Below are 21800 nucleotides of genomic sequence, written 5' to 3' on the forward strand. Positions count from 1 at the left end.
TCCACATTGGGGAAAATAATCATCATAGGTGTCCTGCTGGCGGTATTGGTATACTATATCTTCCGCCGACTAAATTTTTTCAGCGCAAGCATCGAAGAGAAACGAGTACGTCCCAACCAGATCCTGTTGCTGGCCGTATCAACACAAGTCCTAAAACGAAGCCTTCGAGCGGTTTTATACAGTGTTGGAACAGGCATCTTATTGCTATTTATTATCTTCCTGATCGCTGCAAAATTTAAGATCGCCTTAATTATACTTCCGGTGTGTTTATACCTCATCGGTCAATTTTTCGTATTCAACAATCATGCAAATGCTGTGAAAGGGCAAAACATACGATACGACACGAACACGGACAATATTAGTATAGAAAACTTAAAAGGCGAGCTGATACGCTTCAACCTGCTCCAGGATGTCAGCGAAGTGAAGGAGGTCCGTGCCGTACAGAAAAATAATGGCTTATTGTTGGGGTATTATAAATTACGAATAGGAACCAAGCAAATCTATATCCCCTACCTACTACAGGACGACCCCCAAAATAAGCTCTTTTTTGATAAATTACAGTTGTTCGACAAGGAGTTAGAGACCAAGCTATTCCCAATTATTTAAATCGTTTGATCTTATCGTACACAATATCCCAAGTTCCCAACTAAAAGTCGATTGTAACCCGATGAGCGTCATCGCAAAGAGATTCGACACATTAAACTTTTATCTCCTCGATATACTGATCTCCTAAATAAAAGTATTATTTTTAAGCAAAAAAGTACGTTAAACAACAGGGGGCCTATTCAAAAAGGATGAAATCACAAGATAAATGGGTAAAATCACAAAAGAAGATCTACTTCGAATAAGCCGGCATAGCGATATGACCACACAAGACTTAAAAAATAGTCTTGAACGACATACCCATGCCAGCCCGGGTGACTGGCAACGATTCGTGAATTACCTTCTGTTGGTATTAGGTTGCGGTTTCTGTACAGCAGGTATTGTTTTCTTCTTCGCATATAATTGGACCGATCTTCCCAAATTTGCAAAAATAGGCATTGCCGAAGGACTATTGACCCTTAGCACCCTATTGGCATTAATTTATTTTCGAAAACCTATCCTAAGATCTATTATCCTTACAGTTGCATCATTGATGGTCGGGGTTCTATTCGCCGTATTCGGACAGATCTACCAGACTGGTGCCGATGCTTACGATTTCTTTCTGGCCTGGACTTTATTTATAAGTATCTGGGTGATCATCAGCAGTTTTGCACCGCTGACCTTACTCTATGTCATTCTGATCAATACCACTTTCATCTTATATAGTAACCAAGTAGCAAAGGATTGGAATTTTGAATACATATGTACCTTGTTATTTGCTCTTAACACTACTATAGCTATCGGATCGCTATACCTAAAACACATGAAAAAGGTCATGACCGCACAATGGCTCATACAGACCCTCTCTTTGACGGCTATTGCTTTTCTGACGCTAACAGTAATATACCAAATAATGGAGCAGTTATCTTCCTTTGCAATTATTTTATCACCCTTATATATCGTAACGATAGGTGCAGCCATATGGTTTTCCAGACGTATGAAAAGTACCTTTTACCTCGCAGCGGCAGCCTTTAGTCTGATCATCAGCGTCTCGGCTATATTGATGAGATATGGACATAACGATATAGACACTTTTCTTTTTCTAAGTCTGTTTATTGTCGTATCCGTGACAGCCACCGTTAAGTACCTCATTTACATACAACGAAAATGGAATCATGATCAATAAGGACAACATACATCAGCTAACAATTGATCTGAAAGAAAGCAGCGAACGAGAACTAACATTTGACCACAACGCGATCTTGGACGAAATCCGAAACGATACCCAAGACCAACAAACATTAGCGATCAAAATCCTGTCCATAGCCGGAGGCATATTGGGAGCACTCGCTTTCGCAGGCTTTCTCTTTGCAGCAGAACTCTATGAATCCGCGGTAGCACTAACTACCGTAGGTATTGTTATGACCATCGCAGCGATAGTCCTGGGCCGTTGGGGAGCCAAGGTCATATGGGATACTTTCAGTGCTTCATTTTATCTCATGGGGTACACTTGCGTTATTTTCGCCAGCGACCGTTTGGACTGGAGTACGAACCTTACACTCACCCTGTTTATAGTTATAGAAATAGCCACGTTATACCTATCCCGCAGTTATCTGCTGAATTTTTTATCCGTATTATTGCTCACAGGCAATGTGGTGGCCATGCTCATTCATAACAATCTACAGGATTTATATTATCCCCTTGTCGCGCTATTAAGTATAAAACTCACGCTAATAATGGGCTACGAAATTAAGATTTTGACCACAGGAGTAATCCTTCCCATACGGACATATCATGCACTCCGTTCGGGCCTACTTTTTTCTCTGCTGTTCTTATTAATAATCGGCAATAATAACATCTATAATTTTGAACTGCACGATACATTCAGCTGGGTTGCATCTACTGTATTCCTGTTGTTGATCGCACTTACTACATTCAAAATCGCCCCACTATTGCGAATTAATAAGTCCCTTTACCGCATATTAATCAGCATAGTAGCCATGCTTCTACTATTACCTACGTATTATTATCCAGCTGTATCATTCAGTATCCTGACATTACTACTGAGTTTCCATCTAAAATACAAAACCGGCCTAGCTGTTGGCATTATCGCTTTCCTCTATTTCATTTCTCGTTTTTATTATGATTTGAACTACAGCCTTCTGACCAAATCTTTGCTCTTATTTGGCACAGGACTGTTATTTCTATTGCTTTATACACTCGTTCATAAAAAGCTAATACCTAATGAAAGACTATAAACCAATTCTGATTATCATCAATCTATTGTTGCTATTGGTATACTTTAACACCTCGATAGCCAAAAAAGAACAAATTATAAAGGACGGTAAACTGATTCTCCTGGAGCTAGCGCCTGTAGATCCCAGATCACTGATACAGGGTGATTATATGCAACTCCGATACCGTATTTCAGAAAACATATCTGCAGACAGTATTCCCAAGCGAGGTTTTTGCATTGTCCACATAGACACCAATGCAGTAGGTAAAAAAATAAGATTCCAGGAATTGCCAACCCCCATTCGTAATGACGAATACGCCATCAACTATACTGCGGTGGACGACTGGAAGATAAATATTGGTGCCGAATCCTACTTCTTTCAAGAGGGGGAGGCTGAAAAGTATGAAAAAGCAAAATATGGCGGTATAAAAATAGACCAGAAAGGGAATAGTGTCCTTATTGGACTATACGATCAGGGGCACCAATTTATAAAATAATGGAGACAGACCACTGGGAATATTTAATTTTTGGTACAGACGTTGCTATACGATTTTTAATTAAATGAGATTAACCGTTATGAAACAACAATTTATATTTTTTGTATGTGCACTTACGCTATGCTGTTCCTGTAACCAACAGGCAACACAAAAAACAGTTGATAAGGAAAAAATAAAGCTGGATAGTATTGCCAAAGCGAAAAAAGCAGAAGAAGAAAAAGAGCGGGGGCGTCCCCGCACGGCAGATGATATTGTGCTATCAAAGGAACTAGCCTACGATAAATATACCTTGGAGGACAAATACGAATATAAGGATACGTTTAGAGTATTTCAGTGGGAGAAGATCAAGGAACGTCTGGCGTATATCGAAAATTTTCAGCGGGAGCACAATGATTATGGAATAGTCGTCAATTATAGGAATAAAAACGGCGAAGCGCCCACTGTGTCCAATTTTAGAAGAAATGCATATACACGTGTGTCGGATACCTTGGGAACGGAACGTTATCAATCCGCACCGCTATATAAAGAAGGTGAGACAAAGCATCCGATCATCTATGCACGCGATGGATCGTTAGTTAAGCTTCTTTCCAGCGACACTTTGAAAATGATTACAATAAAAGGGTTGACAAACTTTGAAGGTGTCTGGGACATACCTCGACGATATGTCACGCCTATAGGTGACACGTCAACCTTTAAACATGTCGTCGTTGTGGACGTCACAAACCAAAATATCTGTGCATTAGAACACGCGGAAAAAGGTTGGATCATTCGTAGTATGAACCCTGCGACAACAGGAAGGCACGCACCGCCTTACGCGATGGAAACACCTACCGGAATATTTGTTCTGCAAGAACAAAAAGCTAAAATGTTTTACTATGGAGACGGGACAAAGACCATTGAAGGCTTTGCACCTTGGGCGAGTCGATTTACGAATGGTGCATACATACATGGCGTCCCGGTAAATAACCCGAAAGGAAAAATTGTGGAGTATAGTTGGAGTCTAGGCACTACCCCCCGATCCCATATGTGCGTACGAAATGCCTCTTCTCACGCTAAATTTGTATACGATTGGATTAAGCCTTTTTCTTCCCTTGTGATTGTTATTGATTAACAATAACCTATAATTAACATTATTTAACACTTTCGTAAGCTACTGATAACGACCTTTGTATGTGGAAAAAGAAAGTGTGTGCCCATGAAAAATATTGTGTCTTTATTAGCGCTGATTTGTGCTGCAGGATTTTACACCATTTTTAGTCAACCTATCTCCAAACCAGTTTCTTCAACAAAAATAACAACAAAAACAGATTCCATAATAGACGAGCGTTCCCCTCTTGAAATACTGTATCAGGAAATTGATTTAGCCGATAAGCTTAAATATGAGGTTTTTGAAATGGCCATGTTGGGTTTTGACAATTTGTCTTTACGCAATAAGGATATTATCACCATCGTAGACTTCAGTCTACCTTCGACCGACAAACGGATGTACGTGATTGATCTCAAAAATAAAAAACTTTTATTCCACACCATCGTTTCCCATGGACGTAACAGTGGGGATAAGTACGCTACATCATTTTCCAATAGACATGGCTCCTTCCAAAGTTCGCTGGGGTTCTATATTACCGAAGGAACCTATGTAGGCGGAAATGGTTACTCACTTGTGATCGACGGGATAGAAAAAGGAATTAACGATCAGGCAAAAGCGCGTGCGGTGGTCATTCACGGAGCAGACTATTGCAGTACATCTTTCATCAAAAATACGGGCCGTCTGGGAAGAAGTTACGGCTGTCCTGCATTACCTCGTGAGCTGACAAAGCCGATTATCAATACCATCAAGAATGGTACAGGGCTATTTATCTACGCGGACAACGTGGAGTATATGGCGAATTCTACACTCGTAAGGGATACAGAGACACTTATAGCAGCTCAACGTCCACTACCGGATATCACTCCGACTTCGGCCACATTGAACTAAATACAGATATTAATTCGGTATATTTCTCTTTTTTGCGATAAATACCTAATTTTATTCGTAGCTCATGATATACGAATAGATGAAAAGAATTCTCTCTATAGACGGTGGAGGTATTCGGGGTATCATACCCGGGATGGTCATTGCCGCACTTGAAGACAGATTAAAAGAACTTAGTGGCGACCCCAGTACGCATATCTCCGACTATTTTGATTTTTTTTCAGGAACGAGTACAGGTGGAATCTTAACGGCGATACTATTATATCCCTCTGATGAAGACCCTAGAAAACCAAAATACAGTGCGAGAGAGGCTCTTAATATCTACCTCGATCACGGTGAACAGATATTTTCGACACACAACTGGCGTAGATTCCTGAATAAGTTCGGACTATTGAGTGAGCTTTATGACGCGGATATTATAGAAAACATCTTGCTGGATTATTTTGGTGACACCAAGTTAAGTCAGCTCGTCAAACCTTGCATTATAACCGCCTATAATATTGAACTGCGTAAAAATCATTTATTTCGGCAACAAAAAGCAATCACACATGGAGAGTCACGTGATTTTTATTTAAGGGACGTCTGTCGGGCCACTTCTGCGGCTCCTACCTTCTTCTCGGTAGCAGAGATTTTTTCACTGGCGAATACAAGATATGTGCTTATTGATGGTGGATTGTTTGCCCACAATCCGAGCATAGCCGCTCTTTTGGAGGTACTAAAGACGTTCAATACGTTCAATATTAATGACATCCATATACTTTCACTGGGTACTGGAATCACAAAAAACGCCTATAATTACGAGGATTTTAAAAAGAAAAAGGCGATCTCTATCGGTCCCGCTCTCGTGGATATTATGACGGCGAGCTCGTCGGAAAGTAACGATTATTTCCTTCGCCAGTTGTTTCGTTCGGTCAACCGGCTAGGAAATTATATCCGTATCGAACCGAACAACCTTTCTTCGATCAACCCGGCAATGGATGCTGCCAGCAAGTCTAATATTCAGAAAATAGTAGCCTTAGCAGACAAGGTTATCAGCGAAAATGAAAACGTGTTAACCACACTTGCCCAAGATCTCATAGAAGATCAGAAGGAAGTTGAAAAACGAAAAAAGTCGGTCTGGAACTTCTTATACCGGTAGCAAGCGCTACCTTTTGCTGGATTCGCTATTCCCGGATTAAAGCACGGTCCAAGTGAACGTATCCACCATCCACATACAGCAACTGACCTGTCGTGTGACTTGACTTCTCGGAGAGAAGAAATACTGCGGTATGCGCAATTTCTTCCGCTGTCGTCATCCGGTGTTCTAAAGGGATACGATCTGTTATCTTCCGCAATGTTTCCTCGGGGTTATCCAATGACTGTATCCATGTGTCGTATTGGGGGGTAGCACATTCAGCCACTATAATAGCATTTACCCGAATACTATAAGGAAGGAGTTCAACGGCCCATTCCCGCGTCAGTGCATTCCGAGCTCCATTTGAGGCTGCATAGCCCGACGTGCCTCCCTGCCCTGTCACAGCGGTTTTTGAACTGATATTCAATATGCTGCCTTTGGATTTTTTTAAAGCATCCAGAGCGTGATGCACCATCAGATAATAATGGACCACATTTTTATGAAGTGAATTTACAAAGCCTTCGTAGTCGCCACCTTCCAACCCGACACCATCGTTGTACCCTGCGTTATTGACAACCGCGTCTATTCGACCAAAGATGGCTAAAGTTTCTTCCACGGCCTTTTTACTGGCTTCTGGATTTGTAAGTTCAGCTTCCACACACAGTGCCCTTCCCCCCAACTGTTCTATCTCAGCTTTTGCTTTGTTGTTGTCTTCTTGCTTGCGCCCTACAATGACAGGAATAGCACCCTCTTCTGCTAAAGCTACCGCTATAGCCTTGCCTATACCTTTAGCGCCTCCCGTAACAATAACTACTTTATCTTTCAAATTCAAGTTCATAATCCCTATTTTAAACCATAAAATCTTGTCGCATTTTCACCCCAGAAGCCTCTTAATTCTTGCGCCGTAAAATCGGTCAGATGTGCTGCTGCGATCTGCAGGCAATCTTCATATCTCGCGGCCAACAAGCTTACCGGCCAGTCTGATCCAAAACAGATACGCGCCGTACCAAAGCAATCGACAGCATGCGCAATACAGCTCTCAAAATCACCAACTTTCCAATTTTTCCAGTCCGCTTCGGTGACCAGACCTGAAATTTTACAGTACACCTCAGGGAAGGCGGCAAGCTCACGGATAAAAACTGCCCATTCATCAAACTGTCCCGATTTAACCGGCGGCTTGGCCATATGATCCAACATAAACTTTTGCTGTGGGTTCGCAGCTACGCAAGCTAACGTACTCTTATAGTGCTGAGATCCGATCAATAAATCATACGTGTATCCATAAGTTGTCAACGCTTCAATCCCACGCTGGAAATGAGCACGCGATAAAAAGTCTGCATCGGCCTCAGCTTCGATAATATGACGAAAGCCCTTTATAATAGGAATTTCCGAAAAACCCTGCAGATGCTCCTCTATATTTTCAGCACGCAGATCTACCCAGCCTACGACACCTTTGATGACTTTGTATACCTGGGCCAGCTCTACCAAAAAATGGGTTTCGTGGTGGGATTGATCGGCCTGTACAGCGATAATACCATCGATCTGATTGTCTTTTAGGGTCTGGGAGATATCATTGGGCAAAAAATTACGCCGAATGGTCTGCATATCATCACCTATCCATGCGTCCCGCACGGGGTTATATAGCCAAAAATGTTGATGAGCATCAATGCGCATGCTTTTTTAGGGAATAAAGATAAAAACTACCGCCAGTTGATCACCTCCTGACGTTGTTCACCCAGATATTCTGCTCCGAGTTCGATAACGTCACCTTCTTTCAAATAAATAGGTGGATTAAATCCAAGACCTACTCCGGCAGGTGTACCTGTGGAGATCACATCCCCTGGAAGTAAAGTCATAAATTGCGACACATAGGACACAATATAGGGAACGGAAAAAATCAAATTCTTGGTATTTCCATCTTGGAAAATTTCACCATTGACTTTCAACCACAAACGTATGTTGTTGATATCCGGGATCTCATCCGTCGTGGTCATCACGGGGCCCATCGGAGCAAAAGTATCACACCCTTTACCTTTATCCCAAGTACCACTCCGTTCCAATTGGAATTCGCGTTCCGATACATCATTGTGCAAGACGTAACCCGCCACATAATCTAAGGCGTCATGCTCTTCTACGTAGGTAGCTTTCGTTCCGATCACGATGCCAAATTCTACTTCCCAATCTGTTTTCACGGAGTTTTTCGGAATAACGACGTGATCATCTGGTCCCACTAACGCCGTAGTTGATTTCATAAATATGATAGGCTCTGTTGGGATTGCAGCACCGGTCTCTTCGGCATGATCTCTATAATTCAAACCGATACAGACGATTTTTGATGGCCGTGCAAATGGGGGGCCAAGACGGGTTCCTGCGGGGATTTCGTCCAATTTTCCATTATTTGCCTTCACAAATTGCTCTAGGCGAGCCAAGCCATTTTCCTCAAAAAAAAGCTCGTCATAATCTCCGCCAAACGCAGACACATCATAATTCTTATCCGCTATCTGTACTCCAATTTTTTCTTTTCCGGCTTCGCCGTAACGTATTAATTTCATCTGTTTATTGTTTTGTTTTTTGTCTGTCAGATGGAGCCTTTGATGATTGAAATAATTATTTCTCTGTGTATTTAATAATTATTTCAATCATGTCGGGTTCATCTGTTTATTTTTTTGTTTATTATCTATGTTTAATTGATCAATAGGACACCAAACTTAGATAAAATGCTTTGCATTATCAATTGTTCAATTTGATGAACCCACCGTCAATCGGATAATCATTTCCCGTAATGAAACCGGCATCATCCGAACACAGAAATAAGGCCAACTGTGCAATTTCTGTCGGCTTTGCCATACGTCCGATGGGTTGAGATTGCGACAGCTTTTCGAACATTTCCCGCTCTTCACCTGGATAATTCTTTGCAATAAAACCATCCACAAAAGGCGTGTGTACACGAGCTGGCGAAATGGAGTTGCTCCGAATATTATATTTCATATAGTCGCGGGCGACAGACATGCTCATAGCATAAATCGCGCCTTTACTCATCGAGTATGCAAAGCGGTCAGCAATCCCCACTACCGCTGCAATAGAGGCCAAATTTAAGATTGCACCACTTCGATAAGTTTTCATCGTTGGGATTACCGCATATAACGCATTGTATGCCCCTTTCACATTGACCTGAAACACCCGATCAAAATCGGCTTCTGTGCAATTCTCAAGATTACCCACATGCGCTATCCCCGCGTTGTTGACCAGAATATCGACCCGTCCGATGGCGTCCACGGTAGATTGGATGTCATGCTGATTCGTAACGTCACAGATATGCGCAATAGCCCGTCCACCCGCTTTGTGTACCGAATCGACAACCAGTTGCGATCCTTCCTCATTGCGGTCTATGATATGGACAACAGCCCCTTCTTTTGCAAAAAGCTCTACAATTGCCTCGCCTATTCCGGATCCGCCACCAGTCACGACAGCGACCTTTCCCGTTAGTTTCGACATAGTTTTATATTTTTATTGTTAATACGTAAGGTTCTATTTCTGCACCGCTTTTTGGTAAATTCACCTTCAGCACACTGTCTTTCCGTGTATAAGAGACCTTATCTTTTGTTCCAAAGGTTGTGATCGATTGGATAGGAACGTCAAAATTATCTACTTCAATCTCCGTATTACTTGTGTTTAAGATATGAAGATAGATTTCCTTTCCTTTTTTCGTTAATGCATAATCATCATTAGGTGGTATAAATCCTCCTTCCGTTCCATAGATCGCATCCCCATATTTTGTCAGCCATTGCCCCAGCTCACGCAGTCGATCTTGCTGATAATCCTGGATTTCACCATTCGGCATCGGTCCGACATTCAGCAATAAATTCGCACCATAGCCTGATGCTTTCACGAGATACGCCAATACTTCTTGAAACGACTTTTGCTTTCTATCCTTGATATTGAAGCCCCACGAACCGCCAATGGTGCCGCAGACTTCTTTCGGTAGTTTGCCCACATCTTCAGCTTTAGTACCAAAGCCGGTCGTATTATGTCCCGGCAAATCGCGTTCAAACATCTGGAAATCTTCACCGTCTATGGGTGCTTTATGATGGTTATTGCCGACAAGACATTGCGGCTGCAAGCGATGGATCAGACTATAAATTTCTTCATATCTCCAGTCTGCTTTGGGTTTGTCCCAATCCCCGTCAAACCAAATACCGTCGATGCGTCCATAGTTGGTCAGTAGCTCCGTTAGCTGCGCCTTCATAAACCGGATATAGCTATTCCAATTACCTTTCGTACTGTCCCGGTCGGCAATCTCTCTTCCGGTCCTGCCAGCAGGAAGATAATCGTCCCGGTGCCAGTCCAATAACGAATAATAAAACATGATCTTCAGACCCTCCACCCGGCATGCTTCTGCCAGTTCCTTAACGATGTCGCGTTTAAACGGTGTCGCTTGAACAATGTTGTAAGCTGAAGCATTCGAGTCCCACATCGAGAAACCGTCATGGTGACGACTGGTAAATGTGACATAGTGTGCACCAGCAGACTTGAACAGACGTGCCCATTCTTTCGCATCGAAATCGATGGGATTAAAAAACTTAGGAAGAAGCTCATACTCATGCAATGCAAATTTCTGTTGATTCATAACCCACTCGCCATCTCCTAAGATACTATATACGCCCCAGTGAATGAAAACACCGAATTTTGCATCTTCGAACCATTGCCTATTCGCCAGGTTTTCGGACGTGGGTTGATACTTTTGTGCATGTAAACTGCTGAATACACTACATGCAACGAGTAGAATAATAAGCTTTTTCATCTGTATATAATTTGTTTTTTAGCGGTGATGAAGCTATCAGATTTATTCATTCCTCTGTGTGATTGAATAAATCATGATGGTTTCATAATTCAATTATTTTATACGTGTTTATAATGATACGCCCCGCCGCCAAGGGATAAAATCATCTTGGCCCAGCAATACCGCTTTAGATGTCACCTCACCACTCGCCACGGCCAGCACATAATCCAGAAGGCGATGTGCGGCTTCCTCAATGGTTTCTTCCCCATCAATGATGGTCCCACAATTGATATCAATGATATCGGGCATCTTTTCATAGGTTTTTGTATTCGTGGACACCTTGACAACCGGCGTTACCGGATTGCCGGTAGGTGTACCCAACCCCGTCGTAAACAGTACTACGTTGGCCCCCGCAGCCACTTCTGCTGTCGTACTTTCCACATCATTACCCGGTGTACACAACAAGTTTAGACCAGGCTTATTAGCCAGCCCGGGATAATCCACCACATTTGTAACTGGAGATGTCCCTCCTTTTTTCGCTGCTCCGGCAGATTTTATCGCATCGGTAATCAATCCATCCCGGATATTACCCGGAGAAGGATTCATATAAAATCCCGAACCATCCGCTTCTGCCTTGGCATTGTAAGTCCGCATGAGGTGCATAAATTTCTCCGCAGTAGCCTCATCTATGCAGCGATCGCTGAGTTCCTGCTCGACGCCGCACAGCTCCGGAAACTCCGATAAGATAACCGACCCACCCACACTGACCAACATATCGGACAAATAGCCCAAAGCCGGATTAGCCGATATACCGGAAAAGCCATCCGACCCGCCGCACTCTAAACCTATACACAGTTTATCGAGGCCCGCCGGTAACCGTGTCTGCCGGTTAGCTTCTACTAAACCTGCAAACGTCGCTTTGAGCGCTTTCTCCATTAAAGTCTGCTCTGTACCTTCAAGCTGTTGTTCGAATATATACAGGGGTTTGCCAAAATGCGGATCACGTTTAAAAATCTCTTCACTCAAAATCGAGGCTTGTGCATGTTGGCAGCCCAGACTCAATACTGTCGCACCCGCCACATTAGGATGTACAATATATCCGGCCAATAGCCCGCATAAAGCATCCGAGTCTAAGCGTGTGCCACCACATCCCATGTCATGGTTGAGAAACTTGATACCATCGACATTCGGAAAAAGACGCTTGCTACCTGTATTGGACTTTACCGAAGACAAATCGGTAGCTAACAGCTCATCTACGGAAGCACCAGATTGATATCTCGCGATAAGCCCATCGACTTCATCTGAATAGTCTTTACTTTCTACCCGATAGCCGAGCTTTTCCTCTAATGCCGCTTTCAAGGTCAACACATTCCGATTTTCACAAAAGACCATCGGTATCACCAACCAGTGATTAGCTGTACCTACAGTACCATTACTGCGGTGATAGCCTTTGAAAGTCTTACCCGCAATTTTGCTGCTATCCGGCTTATGCCAGTCCAGCTTTCGCTCGCCCAACCGAAATGCTTCAGCGGCATGTCTTAAATTATCCACATCAAGCCGCTCGCCGGGCAGCAGATCCCGATTCACTCTCCCTACCAATACGCCATACATGTAGACCTCGCCATCTTTTGGGATAGCGTTTATTGTAAATTTATGTTTCGCCGCCACATCTTGATGTAATACCAGTGTTACGCCATTGAATGAGATTTCAGTACCCTCTTGCAGGTCACGTAGGGCGACCAGCACATTATCCTTCGGGTGAATTTGCAGAAATGCTCGTTTCTCGCTCTCCATCATCTTATAATTGAAATATTTTGTCCATCACGACCCATTTTTCACCCCGCTTCGCTCCGGGTAGCGCTTGCTGATACTTCCACATCAACTCCTCCCATTCCTGCACTTTGGGGTTTGCAGCATCCATCTCTGCTTTTTTGCCAAAACTGAAATTGTCATCAACTTCCATTATCATAAAGAGCCGATTACCAAACCGATAGATCTCCATATTCGTAATCCCTGCTTCCCGAATAGACGCTTTGATTTCGGGCCACACATTTTTGTGGTGATCTTCGTATGCCGTTATTAAAGAAGGGTCGTTATGCAGATCCAATGCAAGCGCGTATCTTTTCATCGTTATCCTTTCGTTGAGTTTTCCGTATTGGGTGTTTTTCTATTATTCCATGCAAATAACAGGACGATAATAAAACATAACAACGTGACATAATAGGACAAGTGTATATTGCCCGATATATCCGTTATTTTACTGGCCAAGGGTGGGATGATCGCTCCCCCGACGATCGACATGATAATCAGGCTGGAGGCCGATTTTGTGTCAGCTCCGGTGCCTTCAATACCCAAGGCAAATATCGTGGGGAACATAATCGACATAAAAAACGTGATAGCCACCAAGGCATAAAGTGTCATTATTCCCGTTCCGTAAATGACAAAGAGACACAACAGGCAGGAAATAATACTATAGACAATCAATAACTTATAGGGTGCCAAGAATCGCATAAAGAATGTACCGATAAACCGCCCGATCATAAATAAGAAGCCCGCCAGACCTGCGTAGTATTTACCCTCCTGCCCGCTCATGCCCAAAGCATCTTTTGCAAACACCAGTAAGAAGCTGATGATATAAATCTGTGCACCGACATAGAAGAATTGCGCAAGCACACCCCACCGTACGTTCTTATGCCGAAAAGCACCAAAAAATCCTTTTGACGCTTTCGCGTCGTCTTCTTCTTTGATATTCGGCAGTTTCGTAAAAAAGAACAAAGCTGCAACGAGTAGTATCAATAGTCCTAAAACGAAATAAGGGCCTTTTACTAAAGAGGTCTCGGCCTGAATGTAAAGGTTGCGGGCATCTTCGGTCATTGTCGCGATCTCAGAAGCCGACTTTGGTTCTTCCGCAAGGATAAAAATTCCGCCTACTATGGGAGCGACCGATGCCGCCAATCCATTGAAGGACTGTGCGAAATTAAGCCGTTGTGCAGCTTTGGCCGGATCGCCCAACACGGTGATATAGGGATTAGCAGCAGTTTCTAATATGGTCAAACCGCAGGACAATACGAATAATGCACCCAAGAAGAAAGGGTAGCTAATCGTATTGGCCGCCGGAATAAAGAGGAAACAGCCCAAAGAAAATAAGCTCAGCCCTACTAATATCCCTGTTTTATAACCGTAGCGTTTCATAATTAAGCCAGCAGGTATAGCCATAAAGAAATAGGCAACAAATACCGCAGAGTCCACCAGCGAAGCTTGAAAATGACTCAAGCTAAAGGCACTCTGTAAATGTTTGATAAGGATGGGGTCAAGATTATGAATGAATCCCCAAAAAAAGAATAAGGACGTAATCAATACAATTGCAAATGTGTACTTCTTTGTCTGTGACATACGTATTAACAGATTATAATTGTTCCGCTAAATACGCTATTATTTTTGGCGATAATATGAACTATTTTACCCATGTTATAAATAATATTACCATCTTTATAACGTTTTTATAAAACGATAAGAATAAATGATTAAACAGCTCAATCTACAGTCGACTACTTTCCAGAGTTTCAACATCCGTCGTGATAGTGTGCCTAAAAACCACAATATATGGCATTATCACGAAGAGTTGGAATTTATCCTCGTTATACAGGGTGCAGGAAAGCTGTTTGTGGGCGATTGTATTCAGGAGTTTGTTGCCGGTGACGTCATACTTATAGGTGCCAACATTCCACACTATTGGCTTTTCGATCCCGAATATCAGCGGGAAGGTGAAGAAGGGTTGATAGATTGTATCGTGGTTCACTTCCGGCAAAATTGCCTCGGTAATGAATTTATGCACCTACCTGAAGCTGGGAGCCTGCGCGAACTTACCATGGCAGCACAGCGTGCATTACATATACAGCTGACGCCGGTACATGAACTTTTCGCTCTTTTTCAAAAGATGATGACAGCCGAAGGGATGTTGAAAATAACAGCACTCTTAGAAACGCTATGGTTTTTTAAAAACAGTTCGCCCAATTCTTTAATAAGCGACAGCTATGTCATTATAAACCATTCTGATGATATGAAGCGGATGAATATCGTCATGGAATATATACGCAAGAACTTTACCCATAAAATCGAATTAGGACAACTGGCGCAATTGGCACAGATGACCAAGAATTCCTTCAGCCGCTACTTCAAACAGAAAACAGGCAAGACACCGATGCAGTTGATTTTTGAGCTGCGCATCTCCAACGCCTGTAAACTGCTGAACAATCCGGATTATGCATTAAAAGAGATCTGCTACGACTCGGGATTCAATAATGCTGTGAGTTTTCACAAAGTATTTAAAAGCATTACAGGCATGACACCAGTCCAATACCGTCATAGTCTGCGTGCAAAATAAACGTACGGGTCACCAAATCACTATCCGCTTTTCTTTCGGCACGTACATTTTATCCCCTTCCTGCGTATTCCAGGCCTCATGAAAGCCATCCAGATTGACAATAGGCCCAAATGCCCTATATTGCGCCGGTGAGTGTGGGTCCGTTTTAACCTGATTGACGACAAATTCATCGGTCGTCTTCGTACGCCAGATGGTAGCCCACGACAAAAAGAAGCGCTGATTTTGCGTAAAGCCGTCGATCATCCCAGGATTTCCTTTGTCTTTCAGATAAAGCTGGAGCGCATCAAAAGCGACAGAAGATCCACCTAAGTCACCGATATTTTCACCCAGTGTAAAGCGTCCATTTACAAACACGCCCGGAACAGGCTCATAGGATTCGAATTGTTTGACCAAAGCATCTGCGGCAGCCTCAAACTTCTCTCGATCTTCTTCCGTCCACCAATTGTTGAGATTACCATTGCCATCATACTGTGACCCAGCATCGTCGAAGCCGTGGGATATCTCATGACCGATCACTGCCCCTATCCCGCCAAAATTTACCGCTGCATCCGCTTTGTAATCATAAAACGGCGGCTGTAATATCGCTGCGGGAAATACAATTTCATTGTGAAGCGGATGGTAATACGCATTTACCGTCTGTGGTGTCATCCCCCATTCCGATTTGTCTACCGGTTTATCTTGTTTGGCGAGATTTTCCTCAAAAGACCACAAACGGATATTCCGCACATTTTCATAGAGAGAATTGCCGATATCCAGTCCCGAATAGTCTTTCCATTTGTCCGGATACCCGATCTTTACCGTAAATTTCGCTAATTTTTCCAACGCTTTTTCCTTCGTCTCAGGCGACATCCATGCCAAGTTTCGGATATGTATATCAAACGACCGGATAAGGTATTGTACCATTTCCTCGCAGGCATCTTTGGCTTCCTGCGGAAAATGCTCCTTGACATATAGCTTGCCCAACAGTTCACCTACCGTATTGTTCACAAACTCCAACCCTCTTTTATCCAACGCTCTTTGTTCGCGCTGTCCTTTCAGCTTCCGGCCATAAAACTCAAAAGACAATTCATCGAGCTCCTTCGTCAGATATCCCGTAGCGCCGTTTATAAGATGAAAACGTAAGTAATCTTTGATAACCGGAAGGTTCTCCGCGTTGAGCAACTTGTCCAGATTTTGATAATACTTCAGTTCGCTGATAATAACCGTATCCGGATGGAAACCCATGCTTTTCAGATAACGAGCTATATCTACGTTTTTCACCAGTGTGCTCAGGTACTTCACCGCTACCGGATTATAGCGCTTTTGTGCGTCTCTTGATTCTTCGACCGTTTTAAGGTAGGAAGCAATTTCTTTCTCAAATGCGATAACTTTGGGGCCTTTGAGATCCTTGGTGATCTGGCCGGTCTTACTGTATAAGGTATTGACATATGCCGTATAGTCGGTCAGCGTCTGCCTGTTCTTTTCATCTTCCTTTTGATAATAGGAACGACCTAATCCCAAATTTCCACCGCCAAGGTACACAGCATTCATGCTGCTATTTTTCATGTGGGCATAGACATATCCGCCAAAAAAGGGATTCCCTCCCTCCTTTCCATATTTTATAAAGTAATCATATAGTTCTGCTAGGTTATGAACCTGCTCCAGATCTGTCAATTGCCCTTGTATAGGAGCCAGCCCCAATGTATTACGTGTATCAAAATCGACAAAAGATTTATAAAGATCTCCGATTTTCTGCCCATCCTCTCCTTTCCGAAATGACTTTGTCAGCGACTCCTGCAATATTGCTAAAGCGGCGATATCGGTACTCTCCCGTAATTCATCAAACGAGCCCCATCGGGCCTTATCCGCCGGAATCTGTACCGTTTTCATCCAGGTACCGTTGACATAGTTGTAAAAATCATTCTGTGGCCGTACGCTCTTATCCATAAATTCTAAATTAACAACCTGATTTTGAGCATGAAGGATCTGCATCCCACTCAAAACACATGCTAACACAAACATCTTTTTCATCGCTATTGCTATAAATACCTTACAAAGGTATTAATTCCTGTGATTAAGGTTAAGTAACAAATTTATGCCGAATAATCATTAATTTTAGCATCTCAATCCATATATTATGAGCACAAAAAAAGTAGTAATGAGTATGATTATATTGGCTATCGCCTTTGGAAACCAGGAAACAAAAGCACAACATACGGAACAAATTTCCGTTGAGAAGGCTGTGGATAAGCTAACAAATGCTATGCTTACGGCAAATAGAAATGCCTTGAGCGATCTGGCTTCGGATAAACTTTCTTACGGACACTCCAGTGGAAAAGTGGAAAATAAAAAGGAGTTTGTCGAAACTATCGCTTCCGGAGCTTCGGTTTTTGAACAACTACAAATAGAGAATCAAAGCATTGATATCGATCATAACACGGCGATCGTGCGACATACACTGACGGGCAGGACAAATGATCCGGGCAAAGGGCCTGCGGCACTCAAAATAGGGATCGTATTGGTATGGACGAAAGCGGATGGCAGCTGGAAGCTCTTGGCCAGACAGGCATTTAAGCTACCCTAAATCAGCCCGCGTCGATTATCGGCCGTGATTTATGATGTGGAAATCTCCTTAAATGTGCAAAACCCAGATTTCCATTCTTTATTATTATACGTATTTTCGTACGCATAGAATACGAATATCTGCATGGAGCTAACTAAACTTGAAATCAAAGGGTTTAAGAGTTTTGGTGAGAAAATCACAATAAACTTTAATGAGGGGGTTACGGCAATTGTTGGCCCAAATGGCTGTGGGAAGTCAAATGTAGTTGATGCCATTCGTTGGGTACTGGGCGAGCAGAGCACGAAGATGTTACGTTCCGAAAAAATGGAAAATATTATTTTCAATGGAACAAAAACCCGCAAGCCGGCAAACTTAGCGGAAGTTTCACTCACTTTCAATAACAACAAAGATATCCTTCCCACCGAGTTTACCACGATTACGATCACCCGCAAACTCTATCGGAATGGTGACAGCGAATATCGTCTGAATGACGTCAAATGTCGACTAAAAGATATTACAGACCTCTTCTTGGATACCGGTATCGGAACCGATAGTTACTCCATCATCGAACTCAAGATGATCGATGAAATCATTGCGAATAAGGACAATTCCAGACGGAACCTGTTCGAAGAAGCCTCCGGCATCTCCAAATATAAAGTTCGGAAAAAGCAGACTTTAAGTAAGCTGAAAGATACAGAAAGCGATCTGGAACGTGTCGATGACCTGCTTTATGAGATCACAAAAAACCTGAAAACATTAGAAGGACAGGCCAAGAAGGCCGATAAGTATTTTTTACTCAAAGAAGAATACAAAAAGGTCAACGTGGGGTTAGCTTATTACCGGATCAACAATTTCAGTCAGGATCTACAGTCGCTTGGCGAGAAAGAAAAGGATCTGCAGAAAAAGATGGCTGAAACGTTACGCCAGATCGATGATAAAGAACAACGGCTACGCGAGGGTCGGGAAGATATTCTGGTCAAAGAAAAAAACTTAGGCGCTCAACAAAAAGCTACCCACGAATACAGCAATAAGGTGCGGGCTTACGAATCAGAGAAGAAAATTAAAAATGAACGTCTGCATCATCTGCAAGAACGCGAGACACGGATCACCGCCGAACTGAATCTGGATAGCCAACAATTGATTCATGTCGAATCCACCTCAAAGCGACTTCATGAGGATCTTTATGAAGAACAGGCTAAACTTGCTATATACCAATCAGATATTGAGAAATACAAAACCGAAGTAGAAACTTTACGTGCACAGCAGCAGCAGGCCAAAGATAGCGTCGATAAGGCCAATCAGGATAGCAGTGCCATTCAAAGTAAGATTTACAAAGCTGAAAAAGATATCGCTGTCCTTCATATCCAAAAAGAAGCATTAGAGAACGAATCCCAACGGAACATTCACGATACGTCTTCCAAGGTCGAAGAGTTGACACAATTCAACGGTATTGTAGAAGAACTACAGGAACAGCTCAACAATCAAGAAGCTATTTACCAGGAAGCTGTTTCCGCAGAAAATGAATTAAATAGCCGGATAGGAGCTGCCGAAAGCCGTTTAAGTCAGGTTCAACAAAATCTCAATAAGGAATTGCGGCTTGTCGATGCGAAGCAAAATGAATATAACCTCACCAAATCACTTGTAGATAATCTGGAGGGCTTTCCCGAATCGATCAAATTTTTACGGAAGAACGCAGGTTGGCAAAAATCATATCCACTATTCTCAGATATCCTCTTTTGTAAGGAAGAGTATCGGGTTGCTATCGAAAACTACCTGGAGGCCATCATGAACCACTATGTGGTGGACACCCAGCAGGATGCGATACAAGCGATCAATCTGTTAAGTGATGCTTCAAGAGGACGTGCCAACTTCTTTGTATTGGAGCAGGTAAACAAATCCGACGATAAAGAAGTAAATCTTGTACAAGACAACCTCATCCCGGCTATGCAAGTCATTCAGGTGGAGGATAAATATAAAAATCTCTGTCTAGAGCTGTTAAGAAACGTGTATTTGTTGGATTCCAACGATTCGCAGGCTATAACAATCGACCTGCCCCAAGACAATATGGTGGTATTGCATCGGGAAGGTAAGTTCGCCAAGCATAAGCTGGGATTGAGCGGAGGTTCTGTAGGACTTTTTGAAGGAAAACGTATCGGACGTGCCAAAAATCTGGAAAACTTAGCCAAGGAAATCAAAGCCATCAATCAGCGCATTACCGACCTGCAGCAAACGGAAAGTGACCAAACGCAACTTTTAAGCTCCCTAAAATCCCAATCAAAACGAGAGGTTATTGATGAACTCCGTATGCAATTGAACCGCATACAGAATGAATGGACATCCGTAAAAACCAAACAAGAGCAGTATCAGGCTTTTATCTCCTCCAGTCAGCATAGAAAACAGGATATCGAACAAAAGCTGCAGACGATTGATGCAGAACTGCTTCTAGCAGAGCCTGGCCTAAAGATCCTGAAAGCGGAGAGCGAAGAATGTCAAAAGCTAGGACACGACCTGCAATTGTCTTTTCAAGACCTGAATGAGGTGCTGAGCGAAAAAACAAACACTTTCAATCAAGAGAATATTCGCCTGCATCAGCAGCAAAATAAAGTCTCGGGCATTCAAAAAGATCTGGAATACCGGGAAAGCCAAAAAGAAGCACTCGAAATCCGCATCACCAAAAACACCGCAGATATCGAAAAGGTAAAAAGCGATATGAAAGGAGCTTCTACCATGACCGATAGCGACGATGAGGATCTAAAAAAGCTCTACGAACAAAAAGAATTACTCGAAACAGCTTTGCAGGAGATGGAAGAAAGTTTTTATGCTTCCCGCAAAGTCCTAAACGATCTGGAGGAGGAAGTTACTACCCTCCGTAAATCAAAAGATCAGCTGGACCTGCTGACCAACGATATTAAAGACAAAAAGACCACCTTGCAGCTCGATCTGAATAGCCTGAAGGAACGGCTTTCGGTGGAGTTTAACATCGATATCAAAGATCTGCTAACAGATGAAATGCCCGAAATCGAACAAAGCGAAGAAGCACTTGAAGCACGGTATATACAGCTGAAAAAGCAGCTCGACGACTTCGGTACCATCAATCCCATGGCGAAGGAGGCGTACGATGAGATTACCGAACGTTACAACTTCATTGCCAAGGAGAAAAATGACCTGATAGAAGCCAAGACTACGCTGTTGACAACGATCCAGGAGATCGACGATAGTGCCAATGAGAAGTTCATGGCCGCATTTACTGCCGTCAGGGAAAACTTCGTCAAGGTATTTCGGTCGTTATTCAACGCCGAAGACAGTTGCGATCTTATTCTAAGCAATCCCGACAATCCATTGGATTCGGATATTGAGATCGTGGCCCGGCCGAAAGGTAAGCGGCCGCTCTCTATCAATCAACTTTCAGGGGGTGAAAAAACCCTCACTTCGACAGCCTTGTTGTTTTCGTTGTATTTATTGAAGCCCGCCCCATTCTGTATCTTCGACGAGGTCGATGCACCTTTGGACGACACCAATATTGACAAGTTCAACAACATTATCCGGGAGTTCTCGGGACAATCTCAGTTCATTGTGGTGTCGCACAACAAGCGTACGATTGCAAGCACAGATATTGTATACGGCGTGACGATGGTTGAGCAGGGTATCTCACGTGTAGTGCCTGTCGATCTTCGAGATGTCGCCTGATAAACG

Annotated in this window: 19 protein-coding genes; 10 read left to right on the forward strand and 9 right to left on the reverse strand. The window is 42.9% G+C overall.

The features are described from left to right. Nucleotides 1-6 precede the first annotated feature (6 nt). From G5B30_RS08185 to G5B30_RS08215, 7 genes are all read left to right on the forward strand, one after another. Nucleotides 7-606 (forward strand): hypothetical protein, encoded by a 600-nt coding sequence (locus G5B30_RS08185; protein WP_165319488.1) that lies wholly within the window; start codon nucleotides 7-9, stop codon nucleotides 604-606. Nucleotides 607-811: 205 nt separating this feature from the next. Beyond that, a complete protein-coding gene (locus G5B30_RS08190) occupies nucleotides 812-1768 on the forward strand; it encodes a DUF2157 domain-containing protein (protein ID WP_240903139.1) in 957 nt (318 codons plus the stop codon). Next, the gene (locus G5B30_RS08195; protein WP_165319489.1) at nucleotides 1758-2840 is read left to right on the forward strand and encodes a DUF4401 domain-containing protein; all 1083 of its coding nucleotides are present in this window, start codon (nucleotides 1758-1760) and stop codon (nucleotides 2838-2840) included. The genes G5B30_RS08190 and G5B30_RS08195 overlap by 11 nt, the downstream gene beginning before the upstream one ends. Continuing rightward, on the forward strand, nucleotides 2827-3315 hold the full coding sequence (locus G5B30_RS08200) for a GDYXXLXY domain-containing protein (RefSeq protein ID WP_165319490.1): 489 nt from the start codon (nucleotides 2827-2829) through the stop codon (nucleotides 3313-3315). The genes G5B30_RS08195 and G5B30_RS08200 overlap by 14 nt, the downstream gene beginning before the upstream one ends. A gap of 79 nt (nucleotides 3316-3394) precedes the next feature. Continuing rightward, nucleotides 3395-4426 (forward strand): L,D-transpeptidase, encoded by a 1032-nt coding sequence (locus tag G5B30_RS08205; RefSeq protein WP_165319491.1) that lies wholly within the window; start codon nucleotides 3395-3397, stop codon nucleotides 4424-4426. An 84-nt stretch (nucleotides 4427-4510) separates the two neighbouring features. Further along, nucleotides 4511-5290 carry a murein L,D-transpeptidase catalytic domain family protein gene (locus G5B30_RS08210; RefSeq protein ID WP_165319492.1) on the forward strand — a complete coding sequence of 260 codons (780 nt, stop codon included), beginning with the start codon at nucleotides 4511-4513 and terminating at the stop codon, nucleotides 5288-5290. A gap of 79 nt (nucleotides 5291-5369) precedes the next feature. Beyond that, nucleotides 5370-6425: a patatin-like phospholipase family protein gene (locus tag G5B30_RS08215; RefSeq protein WP_165319493.1), complete on the forward strand. Its 1056-nt coding sequence runs from the start codon at nucleotides 5370-5372 to the stop codon at nucleotides 6423-6425. 25 nt (nucleotides 6426-6450) lie between these two features. On the opposite strand, the gene G5B30_RS08220 is transcribed toward G5B30_RS08215, so the two are convergent. The 8 genes from G5B30_RS08220 to fucP all read right to left on the reverse strand — a co-directional run bounded on the left by G5B30_RS08220 (nucleotide 6451) and on the right by fucP (nucleotide 14574). Then, nucleotides 6451-7239: an SDR family oxidoreductase gene (locus G5B30_RS08220; RefSeq protein WP_165319494.1), complete on the reverse strand. Its 789-nt coding sequence runs from the start codon at nucleotides 7237-7239 to the stop codon at nucleotides 6451-6453. Nucleotides 7240-7244: 5 nt separating this feature from the next. Next, nucleotides 7245-8075, reverse strand: a complete 831-nt coding sequence (locus G5B30_RS08225) for an amidohydrolase family protein (protein ID WP_165319495.1) — start codon at nucleotides 8073-8075, stop codon at nucleotides 7245-7247. A 26-nt stretch (nucleotides 8076-8101) separates the two neighbouring features. After that, entirely contained in the window at nucleotides 8102-8953 is an 852-nt protein-coding gene (locus G5B30_RS08230; protein ID WP_165319496.1) for a fumarylacetoacetate hydrolase family protein, read from the reverse strand. 178 nt (nucleotides 8954-9131) lie between these two features. Beyond that, entirely contained in the window at nucleotides 9132-9896 is a 765-nt protein-coding gene (locus tag G5B30_RS08235) for an SDR family NAD(P)-dependent oxidoreductase (protein WP_165319497.1), read from the reverse strand. 4 nt (nucleotides 9897-9900) lie between these two features. Continuing rightward, nucleotides 9901-11202, reverse strand: coding sequence for an alpha-L-fucosidase (locus tag G5B30_RS08240; protein ID WP_165319498.1), 1302 nt, complete (start codon nucleotides 11200-11202; stop codon nucleotides 9901-9903). 108 nt (nucleotides 11203-11310) lie between these two features. Beyond that, complete coding sequence (locus G5B30_RS08245) at nucleotides 11311-12975, reverse strand: UxaA family hydrolase (RefSeq protein ID WP_165319575.1); 1665 nt, start codon at nucleotides 12973-12975, stop codon at nucleotides 11311-11313. 4 nt (nucleotides 12976-12979) lie between these two features. Continuing rightward, nucleotides 12980-13309, reverse strand: a complete 330-nt coding sequence (locus tag G5B30_RS08250) for an L-rhamnose mutarotase (RefSeq protein ID WP_165319499.1) — start codon at nucleotides 13307-13309, stop codon at nucleotides 12980-12982. A gap of 2 nt (nucleotides 13310-13311) precedes the next feature. Further along, nucleotides 13312-14574 (reverse strand): L-fucose:H+ symporter permease, encoded by a 1263-nt coding sequence (fucP, locus tag G5B30_RS08255; protein WP_165319500.1) that lies wholly within the window; start codon nucleotides 14572-14574, stop codon nucleotides 13312-13314. A gap of 127 nt (nucleotides 14575-14701) precedes the next feature. Between fucP and G5B30_RS08260 the strand changes: the two genes are divergently transcribed. Further along, entirely contained in the window at nucleotides 14702-15565 is an 864-nt protein-coding gene (locus G5B30_RS08260; protein ID WP_165319501.1) for an AraC family transcriptional regulator, read from the forward strand. Between the two features lie 9 nt (nucleotides 15566-15574). On the opposite strand, the gene G5B30_RS08265 is transcribed toward G5B30_RS08260, so the two are convergent. After that, nucleotides 15575-17575, reverse strand: coding sequence for a M13 family metallopeptidase (locus G5B30_RS08265; RefSeq protein WP_165319502.1), 2001 nt, complete (start codon nucleotides 17573-17575; stop codon nucleotides 15575-15577). A 127-nt stretch (nucleotides 17576-17702) separates the two neighbouring features. Between G5B30_RS08265 and G5B30_RS08270 the strand changes: the two genes are divergently transcribed. Together G5B30_RS08270 and smc are read left to right on the forward strand one after the other, a co-directional pair. After that, nucleotides 17703-18128, forward strand: coding sequence for a nuclear transport factor 2 family protein (locus G5B30_RS08270; RefSeq protein WP_240903140.1), 426 nt, complete (start codon nucleotides 17703-17705; stop codon nucleotides 18126-18128). A gap of 123 nt (nucleotides 18129-18251) precedes the next feature. Next, the gene (smc, locus tag G5B30_RS08275) at nucleotides 18252-21794 is read left to right on the forward strand and encodes a chromosome segregation protein SMC (RefSeq protein ID WP_165319504.1); all 3543 of its coding nucleotides are present in this window, start codon (nucleotides 18252-18254) and stop codon (nucleotides 21792-21794) included. The last annotated feature ends 6 nt before the right edge of the window (nucleotides 21795-21800 follow it).

It is taken from the genome of Sphingobacterium sp. SGG-5, assembly GCF_011043525.1.
In the GTDB taxonomy this organism is placed as follows: domain Bacteria; phylum Bacteroidota; class Bacteroidia; order Sphingobacteriales; family Sphingobacteriaceae; genus Sphingobacterium.